At 65.0% G+C, this 9011-nt stretch carries 9 protein-coding genes; 3 read left to right on the top strand and 6 right to left on the bottom strand.

The window, feature by feature from the left end; genetic code table 11:
- Positions 1 to 320: 320 nt before the first annotated feature.
- Positions 321 to 647 carry a hypothetical protein gene (locus tag VML93_RS34045; protein WP_325617548.1) on the bottom strand — a complete coding sequence of 109 codons (327 nt, stop codon included), beginning with the start codon at positions 645 to 647 and terminating at the stop codon, positions 321 to 323.
- Between the two features lie 23 nt (positions 648 to 670).
- Here VML93_RS34045 and hisN point away from each other — a divergent pair, with 23 nt between their 5' ends.
- From hisN to VML93_RS34030, 3 genes are all read left to right on the top strand, one after another.
- Positions 671 to 1462 (top strand): histidinol-phosphatase, encoded by a 792-nt coding sequence (hisN, locus tag VML93_RS34040; RefSeq protein ID WP_325617547.1) that lies wholly within the window; start codon positions 671 to 673, stop codon positions 1460 to 1462.
- Between the two features lie 78 nt (positions 1463 to 1540).
- Positions 1541 to 2932: an acyl-CoA dehydrogenase family protein gene (locus tag VML93_RS34035; RefSeq protein ID WP_325617545.1), complete on the top strand. Its 1392-nt coding sequence runs from the start codon at positions 1541 to 1543 to the stop codon at positions 2930 to 2932.
- 30 nt (positions 2933 to 2962) lie between these two features.
- The gene (locus tag VML93_RS34030; RefSeq protein WP_325617543.1) at positions 2963 to 4168 is read left to right on the top strand and encodes an acyl-CoA dehydrogenase family protein; all 1206 of its coding nucleotides are present in this window, start codon (positions 2963 to 2965) and stop codon (positions 4166 to 4168) included.
- Positions 4169 to 4345: 177 nt separating this feature from the next.
- Here VML93_RS34030 and VML93_RS34025 read toward each other — a convergent pair whose 3' ends face one another.
- From VML93_RS34025 to VML93_RS34005, 5 genes are all read right to left on the bottom strand, one after another.
- Positions 4346 to 5110, bottom strand: coding sequence for a hypothetical protein (locus tag VML93_RS34025; protein WP_325617541.1), 765 nt, complete (start codon positions 5108 to 5110; stop codon positions 4346 to 4348).
- Between the two features lie 278 nt (positions 5111 to 5388).
- A complete protein-coding gene (locus tag VML93_RS34020; protein ID WP_325617539.1) occupies positions 5389 to 6660 on the bottom strand; it encodes an NADH:flavin oxidoreductase in 1272 nt (423 codons plus the stop codon).
- 222 nt (positions 6661 to 6882) lie between these two features.
- Positions 6883 to 7029: a hypothetical protein gene (locus tag VML93_RS34015; RefSeq protein WP_325617538.1), complete on the bottom strand. Its 147-nt coding sequence runs from the start codon at positions 7027 to 7029 to the stop codon at positions 6883 to 6885.
- Positions 7030 to 7240: 211 nt separating this feature from the next.
- The gene (dmpG, locus tag VML93_RS34010; protein WP_325617537.1) at positions 7241 to 8260 is read right to left on the bottom strand and encodes a 4-hydroxy-2-oxovalerate aldolase; all 1020 of its coding nucleotides are present in this window, start codon (positions 8258 to 8260) and stop codon (positions 7241 to 7243) included.
- Positions 8257 to 9011, bottom strand: a 755-nt coding sequence (locus VML93_RS34005; protein ID WP_325617535.1) for an acetaldehyde dehydrogenase (acetylating), incomplete at its 5' end; no start/stop codon positions are given. The genes VML93_RS34005 and dmpG, both read right to left, overlap by 4 nt.

Raw genomic sequence — 9011 nt, 5'->3', positions numbered from 1 at the left:
TGTATTGCCGCCCTCGATCCGTCGACGCCGACGACGACTGCCGGGGCTGACTGAATGCTGCTCATCGCGTTCTCCTCTGCCTGAGCGGGGCTGCTATTCATCCCTTGTCCTGGTCAGAACGTTATGGGCTCAGAAGCCCGGCCCCCAGAGGCGTTGGTCCCCAGATCAGGGACTTTGGTCCCTACACGTGTCGAAGAGTCCGGCGTCGCCGCAACTGCGGTATCTGCAAACACTATTGGGGTTCGGAGCTGACCGAATAGCCAAGGTTTAGCTCGGGCAGGCCGATAATTGCCGATCGGCGCGGCCGGGTGACGGCGCAGCTAGCCGAGTGATTCGTTCGGTGCGAACCGCCAGTTGTCAGGGTTCTTCGGCGAATACACCACCGACATCAATTGGCCGATGCTCGGCCACTGGTCGACGTCGACGACCATCCGCTGGTACACCGCGTACTCGTCGACGGTGGGTCCGTTCATGACACCGGCGATGGTGACGAACTGCTCGCCGCTGGCGTCCGGCCGTGGGCTCACCCCGGTGACCAGCAGTGTGCCGGCCACCATGGCACCACTCGGACCGCGGCGGCTGAACCGCGGGACCAGCAACGCCACCAGGACCATGGTCAGCAGGAGCAGAAGACCGAATTCCCACACCCAGCCATGGTAGGACTGCTGGCATGAGCAGTCAGGACGATCTGGCGCTGGCACTGATGCTGGCCGACCGCGCAGACCTGCTGACCACCACCCGGTTCGGCGCGCTGGACCTGCGTATTGACACCAAACCGGATCTGACTCCGGTTACCGACGCCGACCGGGCCGTCGAATCCGACTTGCGCGAGGTGCTCGCGCGGGACCGGCCCGACGATAGCGTCCTCGGCGAAGAATTCGGTGGGACAACCACTTTCAGTGGACGGCAGTGGGTCATCGACCCGATCGACGGCACCAAGAACTTCGTGCGCGGAGTGCCGGTGTGGGCGAGCTTGATCGCGTTGCTCGACGACGGCGTCCCCTCGGTGGGTGTGGTCAGCGCGCCGGCGCTGCAGCGCAGGTGGTGGGCGGTCCGAGGCCAGGGCGCGTTCGCGTCGGTTAACGGCGGGCAGCCGCGTCGGCTTTCGGTTTCCTCGGTGGCGGAGCTGGGTTCGGCGAGCCTGTCGTTCTCCAGTTTGTCGGGGTGGGCGCAGCTTGGCTTGCGCGAGCGCTTCGTCGACCTGACCGATGCCGTGTGGCGGGTGCGTGCCTACGGCGACTTTCTGTCTTATTGCCTGGTGGCCGAAGGAGCCGTCGACGTCGCCGCCGAGCCGGAGGTGTCGCTGTGGGACCTGGCGGCGCTGGACGTGCTGGTCCGTGAGGCGGGCGGGCAGTTCACCGCCCTGGACGGCGCCCCCGGCCCGCACGGCGGAAACGCCGTGGCGACCAACGGCCTATTGCAGGAAGAAGTGCTGAGCAGGCTTTGCATGAATCGGGTGTGAACTACCTAACACCCTAGCTATCTTACTCCGGAGTAAGATACGGTTATTGCCATCGCCCCAACGACCGAGGCTGCTGACATGACCGACACTCTTCCCAGTTCATCCCGCTCCCGGCTCAAGCGGCGCGGCCGCAAGACGGGTGTGGGGCTGGCGCCGCACAAACGTACCGGGATCGACATCGCGCTGGCGGTGCTGGCTCCGATCGTCGGCCAGGACTTCCTGGACAAATACCATCTGCGCGACCCGCTCAACCGAACCCTGCGCTATGGGACGAAGACGATCTTTACCACTGCCACCGCCACCAGCCGCCAGTTCAAGCGGGTGCAGAGTCTGCGCAGCGGACCGACCCGGCTGAAGTCCAGCGGCAAGGACTACTTCGACCTGACTCCCGACGACGATCAGAAGCTGATCATCGAGACCGCCGACGAATTCGCCGCGGAGATACTGCGGCCGGCCGCGCACGACGCTGACGAAGCGGCGGCCTACCCGCCGGATCTGGTCGCGAAGGCCGCCGAGCTGGGCATCACCGCAATCAACATCCCCGAGGATTTCGACGGCATCGCCGCGCACCGCTCCAGCGTGACCAATGTGTTGGTGGCCGAGGCGCTGGCCTACGGCGACATGGGGCTGGCGCTACCGATCCTGGCCCCCGGCGGCGTGGCCTCCGCGCTGACCAACTGGGGCAGCGCCGACCAGCAGGCCACCTACCTGAACGAGTTTGCCGGCGAGAACGTCCCGCAGGCCTGCGTGGCCATCGCCGAACCGCAGCCGTTATTCGACCCCACCCGGCTGAAGACCACCGCGGTGCGCACCCCGTCCGGGTATCGACTCGACGGGGTGAAGTCCCTGGTCCCGGCGGCGGCTCAGGCTGAACTGTTCATCGTCGGCGCGCAGCTGAACGGCAAGCCGGCGCTGTTCATCGTCGAGTCGTCCAGCAACGGCCTGGCCGTCAAGGCGGACCCGAGCATGGGCATCCGCGCCGCGGCCCTGGGTCAGCTTGAGCTCAACGGGGTTTCGGTGCCGCTCAGCGCCCGGCTGGGTGAAGACGAAGCCACTGACGCGGATTATTCCGAGGCGCTTGCGCTGTCCCGGCTGGGCTGGGCCGCACTGGCGGTCGGCACGTCGCACGCGGTGCTCGACTATGTCGTTCCCTACGTCAAAGAGCGCCAGGCGTTCGGCGAGCCGATCGCCCGTCGTCAAGCCGTAGCGTTCATGTGCGCCAACATCGCCATCGAGTTGGACGGGTTGCGGATGATCACCTGGCGCGGCGCGGCGCGCGCCGAACAAGGCCTGACGTTCACCCGCGAAGCGGCGCTGGCCAAGCGGCTCGGCACCGACAAGGGCATGCAGATCGGCCTGGACGGCGTGCAATTGCTCGGCGGCCACGGATACACGAAGGAACACCCGGTCGAACGCTGGTACCGCGACCTGCGGGTCATCGGCGTCGCCGAGGGTGTCGTCCTCATCTGAGTTCCTACTCTTCTAAGCGAAAGACCAATCATGGCAATCAATCTGGAGCTACCGCGCAAGCTGCAAGCGGTGATCGTCAAGACGCATCAGGGCGCCGCGGAGTTCATGCGGCCGCTCGGGCGCAAGTACGACCTGAAGGAACACGCCTACCCGATCGAACTGGACACCCTGATCAATCTGTTCGAGGGTGCCGCCGAATCGATGCCGATGGCCGGAGCCGAAGCGTTCCGCGACGAAGGGGCAGACCGAGAGGCAAACCACAACGGCCCCAACATGGCCGCGCTGGTCCAGGCGATCGAAGCCAGCTGGGGCGATGTCGCGATGATGCTGTCGTTGCCTTATCAGGGTCTGGGCAACGCGGCCATCAGTGGGGTCGCCACCGACGAGCAGCTGCAACGGCTGGGCAAGGTGTGGGCCGCGATGGCCATCACCGAACCGGGATTCGGGTCGGACTCGGCGGCGGTGTCCACCACGGCCGAGCTGGACGGCGACGAGTACGTGATCAACGGCGAGAAGATCTTCGTCACCGCCGGTTCGCGCGCCACCCACATCGTGGTGTGGGCCACGCTGGACAAGTCGCTGGGGCGGCCGGCGATCAAGTCGTTCATCGTGCCGCGCGAGCACCCCGGCGTCACGGTCGAACGGCTCGAAAAGAAGCTCGGCATCAAGGGATCGGATACCGCTACGATCCGATTCACTAACGCCCGCATCCCCAAGGAAAACCTGTTGGGCAACCCGGAAATCGAAGTCGGCAAGGGCTTTGCCGGGGTGATGGAGACCTTCGACAACACCCGGCCGATCGTGGCCGCCATGGCCGTCGGAATCGGGCGCGCCGCACTGGAGGAAATTCGCAAGATCCTCACCAATGCCGGCGTGGAAATCTCCTACGACCAGCCGTCGCACGCCCAGAGCGGCGCGGCGGCCGAGTTCCTGCGGATGGAAGCCGACTGGGAGGCCAGCTACCTGCTATCCCTGCGTGCGGCATGGCAGGCCGACAACAACATCCCCAACTCCAAAGAAGCCTCGATGAGCAAGGCCAAGGCGGGCCGGGTGGCCAGCGACGTGACCCTCAAGGCGGTCGAATTGGCAGGCACCACAGGCTATTCCGAGCAATCGATGCTGGAGAAGTGGGGCCGCGACTCCAAGATCCTGGACATCTTCGAAGGTACTCAGCAGATCCAGCAGCTGGTGGTCGCCCGCCGATTGCTGGGCCTGTCGTCTGCCGAGCTCAAGTAGGTAGGTCGCCTATCCCCGTCGGCGTCTGTGCACTTCACGCTCACCGCAGCGGCAGGCCCGACGGCCGGTTCACAAGGGTAGGTCATGGCGAATTTCGTCGCAGCAGACGTGGGCAGAGTCAGTACGCCACATTTCTTGGTCGGCGACCCGCGCGAGAGTGGTTCTCGGTGCCCGCCGTCATCGCGGTCGGGAATGCATCCTAATCACCGGGACGGTGCGGTCGACGGCGAACGCATGGACGGCGGTGCAGGTCAGGTGCTGGTCCTTCACTGCGGCTGCTACTTCGGGCGAGGCGATGATGTCCGCGACCTCAGCTCGGCTGCCGCTACCGAACACGACAGCTCCGTGATGGCGCCGGTACGCCGGGTTCTCATGCGAGACAGCAAAAGTCGTATGCGCCCTGGGCACCAGCGGCAGGAACGCGTAGGTCCGTAGATCTTGTGCCCCGGCGGTGTGCAACGCCGGACCCAGCTCAGTGTGCATGAACGCGCGGAAGGACCGGCCTGAGACGCCCCTGCGGCGGCGTAGCAGCAGCACCGTGCGGTGCCCGACGGAGTCGTCGTGACCGGTCGTCCACCAACGTCCACCGCCGGGTCCCGTCAAATGACCGATGCAATGCTCGAAGACGTTTTGCTCGTCGAAGAAAACCTCGCGCATGTGCGGCGGCACTCGAAGGGCGGCGGCCATGCCGGGCAAGCGCACCTCGGTCATCCCGTCGATCGGCCAGGACGACGGGATCGTCGTGCCGACGGTATGGGTGGCCGGCCAGTATCCGTGGTCCGTCGCCGAAAAATGATATTGGTTGTACTCCAGCAGGTTTGGAAGGCGCCTGGCGATCTCGGCGTGCGGGCCGGCCCAGTACGCGTACGCGACATCGCGCGGAAGATCCGCGCGCAGGCGTAAGGGGTAGAGACCCGAGGTGGTGCGAATTGGGACGGACATAGTGCTCCTACCGCTGCAGAGGGTTGATCAAGGCCAGTTCTTGGGAGCCACGCTCGCTATGCGGATCTTCATGAGCGGTCTTCATTGTGCGTGTCCCCCAGGGGGCGTTTCGCCCCCACAGGCGGTATGCGAGCCGCACCCCGGGGCCCGGTGTACGGCCTGGTGCGGTGGGAACCGGCCCTGCTGGTGCGGCGCCGCGGATGCCCCTCGTACCCAGACCGCAGTGGCGCGCGGTGAGGTTTCATCGAGGTTCCCTGTCGTTGGTGTCGAGCGCGACGTCAGGCGGATTCATTGCGGCTGAGTATCAGCATCTTTCGAGCGCGAATGGAGTCGTTGCAGCAGTCGACCGGTTTTCCGCCGAAGCGGGCGATGCAACCGTTGCAGTATCCGCATACCGGCCTTCCGGGTGCCGCCGGCAGCTGCACATTCTGGAATAGGTATGGATCGGCGATGAACGCCCGTGCTGCCGAAACCGCATCGCATCGACCACTATTTATCGCCGATTCCATGCCTTCGGCGGTATGAAATCCGCCGACGCAGATCACCGGGATGTCCAGCTGCGCCGCGAATTGTTCAGCTTGCGAAAGGTTGAATCCTTCGGTCCCTGGCGCCAGGTGTTCCGCTGTGCGTTCAATGACCGGCGCCAAGGCGAGCATCGCCATGCGGCGGCACCGCGACATCTCGGTGCCTGAGCCCTCCTTTACCTGTCCGCTGATGAAGCCCTTGTAGTGGCCCAGAACCATTCCGGGCCATGACTCGTAGTGGCCGCGTGAGATTTCGATTGCGTCGATACCGTCGTGAGCCATGACCTTCGCGACCCGCACAAATTCATCCGTGGTTGTCCCTCGACGCAACGGCAGCATGTCAGTGCCGTTCATCTTCAACAGGATTGGGAAATCATCACCCACGCGCTGACGCATCGCCCGGTACACCTCGCGGAGCAGGCGCATCCGATTGTCGAGGCTGCCACCGTAGTCATCGGTGCGTCGATTGGTATGCGGGGTGAGGAACTGGCTCAGCAGGTATCCGTGTGCGGCGTGGATTTGCACACCGTCGAACCCAACGTCTCGTGCGCGCGCAGCCGCGGCGGCGAAAGTGTCCACCAGCGCAGGTATCTCGTCTGTCCGCAGGGGCCGCGGCTTGGTGCCGTACAGGGGTTCGCGAACCGACGACGCCGACACCGTGGCATTGCCTGCAACGGCCGATTGCACCATTTGGCGGCCGCCATGGTTGAGTTGCGCAATAAGGAGGCTGCCACCACCGTGGGCAAGTTGCACCCAATCACGCAGGCCGGACTTCTTGTGGTCGGAATCGATGCCCGCCTGTCGCCCCGCCGACTTCGCCTGCAGTGATACGAAAAGGTTGCCTGTCACGATCAACGGTGTGCCTGCGCGCACCATCGGCTCGTAGAATTCAAGAAGTTCGTCGGTGACGTATCCCTGCTCCGTGGCTCGGGTTTCGCTCGTTGCCGACTTGTACAGCCGGCCTGGGACCATCAGGCGGCCGATCCGCAGAGGCTTCAGAAGTGGGCTCGGTGAAGTGATGGTCATTCGATTCTTTCCTCGAAACGGAGTACGCGGCGGTAGAAACTCAACCCAGGAGGGGTCGGCGGTTGCTAGTCATCTCCGACAGCGCGAGCTGCATCACCGCCTGGACACGTGCGGCGTAATCGTCTGACTCCTCGCACGTTTCGGCGAAGCTGGCGGTCAGGACGCGGGTATGCAGTTTGGTCGGCAGAGGGAGATAGGGCAATATGCCCACGCCACCGATGCTCAGGCCACACGACAGGGCCGACGGTGATCGGCGCCGCCTTCAGCCGCAAAATGCCGATCGAGTTGCGGTTGCTCGAGCGCGGCTCCTGTCGCGAAGACGTTGAGGTCGAAGATTCCGCCAAAGCCATGATTGGCGACGAAGAGCACTTGATGATCCGATGTCGAGGAATCGGCGTCCACCTTTGGGCGGTTATAGTGGCCGACGAAGTCAATTCCAAAGTGGCGGAATGCAAAAGCGGCTGTGGTGTCTGGAATCGCCGTGCCGGACGGGGAAGTCGTGGCGTCGTCCGCTGCGGCGACGAGCAGGGCGTCGGCGGCCTCCTCGAGTCGGCTTGCTCGTCGTTCGATGCCGGTGAAGTCATGGCGCCGCTCCCTTGGCGTTCAGGTCGAGGGCGATGTCGTAAAGCATGTCTTCCTGGCCGCCGACCATGCCGCGGCGCCCTGCCTCCTCGAGCAACTCGCGCGGTTCCACACCGTAGCGTTCGGCGGCGACTTCGGCGTGCCGCAGGAAGCTGGAGTAGACACCTGCGTAACCCAGGGTGAGCGTTTCCCGGTCCACCCGCACCGGCCGCTCCTGCAACGGCCGGACGATGTCGTCGGCGGCATCTTCGAGGGCGTGTAGGTCGCAGCCGTGATACCAGCCCAGCCGGTCGGCGACCGCGACGAACACCTCGAGCGGCGCATTGCCCGCTCCGGCACCCATACCAGTCAATGAGGCGTCGACGCGGTTGGCGCCGTGCTCGACAGCGACGACGGAGTTGGCGACGCCGAGCGACATATTGTGATGCGCGTGGATCCCGATCTCCGTTGTCGGAAGCAGGCTTTGGCGCAGCGCACCGACGCGCTCGGCCGTGTCTCGCATGGTCATGGCGCCACCGGAGTCGACGACGTAGACGCAGGTGGCGCCGTAGCCTTCGAGCAGCTTGGCTTGCTCCGCCAACGCGGTTGGTGTGGTCATGTGGCTCATCATCAAAAAGCCCACCGCCTCCATCCCAAGCTCACGAGCGGCGGCAAGGTAACGGGCAGCGAGGTCGGCTTCGGTGCAATGCGTACCAACGCGCACAACGCCGGCTCCGGCGCGGCACGCGTCTTTGAGGTTCGCGACGCTGCCGATCCCGGGCAGCAGCAGGGTGGCAACCTTGGCGCGGCGCACGACGCCGGCGACGGCTTCGATCCATTCCAGGTCGGTATGCGCGCCGAAGCCGTAGATGCAGCTGGATCCGCCCAAACCGTCGCCGTGCGCGACTTCGATGGAGTCCACGCCCGCGCCGTCCAGTGCCTTGGCGACGGCGGTGGCTTGTTCGATGGTGTACCGGTGCCGCACGGCATGCATGCCGTCGCGCAGGGTGACGTCGCTGATGTAGAGGCCGTGAATCACGATGGGGCTCCAATGGTTTCGCTGGCATCGGCGATCCGCACAGCGGTGACCTTTGCCGCCGAGGTAATCAGGTCGATGTTGCCGGCATGGACCGGTAGGTGGTCCGCAGCGGCGGCCACCTCGAGCAGAACGGTCACCTTGGTGCCGGTGAACTTGCCGGTTTCGGGAATGTAGAGCGAATTGTCAGCACCGAACGTTTCGAACTGCACCCGATGCTTGAGCCGGTAGCCGGGCACGTAGGCACTGACCTTGTCGACCATGGCGAGCACGTCAGTCTCGATCCGCTGTCGCTGGGCGGGTCCGCCCTCCACATCATCGACGAGACAGAACACAGTGTTGCGCAACACCATCGGTGGTTCAGCCGGATTAAGGATCAGCACCGCTTTGGCTCGCTCCGCACCGGCCACCACTTGCAGGGCTTGGGCCGTCGATTCGATGAACCCGTCGATATCGGCGCGGGCACCGGGCCCGGCGGACTTCGTCGAGAGCGACGACACGGCCTCGGCGTAGGACACGATCCCACTGAGCGCCACCGCGGCGACGATCGGCACTGTCGCCTGTGCTGCCCAGGTGCCCAGGTGCAGGGTCGGCGCGTCCAGGTGTGCGTCCAGGTTCACCGCCGGCACACAGTACGGCGCAGCACCGGCCGGGGTGAGGCCGAGCACCCGTATCCCGTTGTCCGCCAGACGAGCCCAGTCATCCGGGTGCGCGACGTCACGGGTGTCGAAGACCAGCTTGACGTCGGACAGGT

This window comes from Mycobacterium sp. (assembly GCF_035499775.1).
Classification (GTDB): domain Bacteria; phylum Actinomycetota; class Actinomycetes; order Mycobacteriales; family Mycobacteriaceae; genus Mycobacterium.
This window is presented reverse-complemented; position numbering and strand designations above follow the sequence as displayed.

Coding starts and splice junctions, on each gene's coding strand:
- hisN (WP_325617547.1), top strand. CDS start 671: ATGAGCAGTCAGGACGATCTGGCGCTGGCACTGATGCTGGCCGACCGC.
- VML93_RS34035 (WP_325617545.1), top strand. CDS start 1,541: ATGACCGACACTCTTCCCAGTTCATCCCGCTCCCGGCTCAAGCGGCGC.
- VML93_RS34030 (WP_325617543.1), top strand. CDS start 2,963: ATGGCAATCAATCTGGAGCTACCGCGCAAGCTGCAAGCGGTGATCGTC.
- VML93_RS34025 (WP_325617541.1), bottom strand. CDS start 5,110: ATGTCCGTCCCAATTCGCACCACCTCGGGTCTCTACCCCTTACGCCTG.
- VML93_RS34020 (WP_325617539.1), bottom strand. CDS start 6,660: ATGACCATCACTTCACCGAGCCCACTTCTGAAGCCTCTGCGGATCGGC.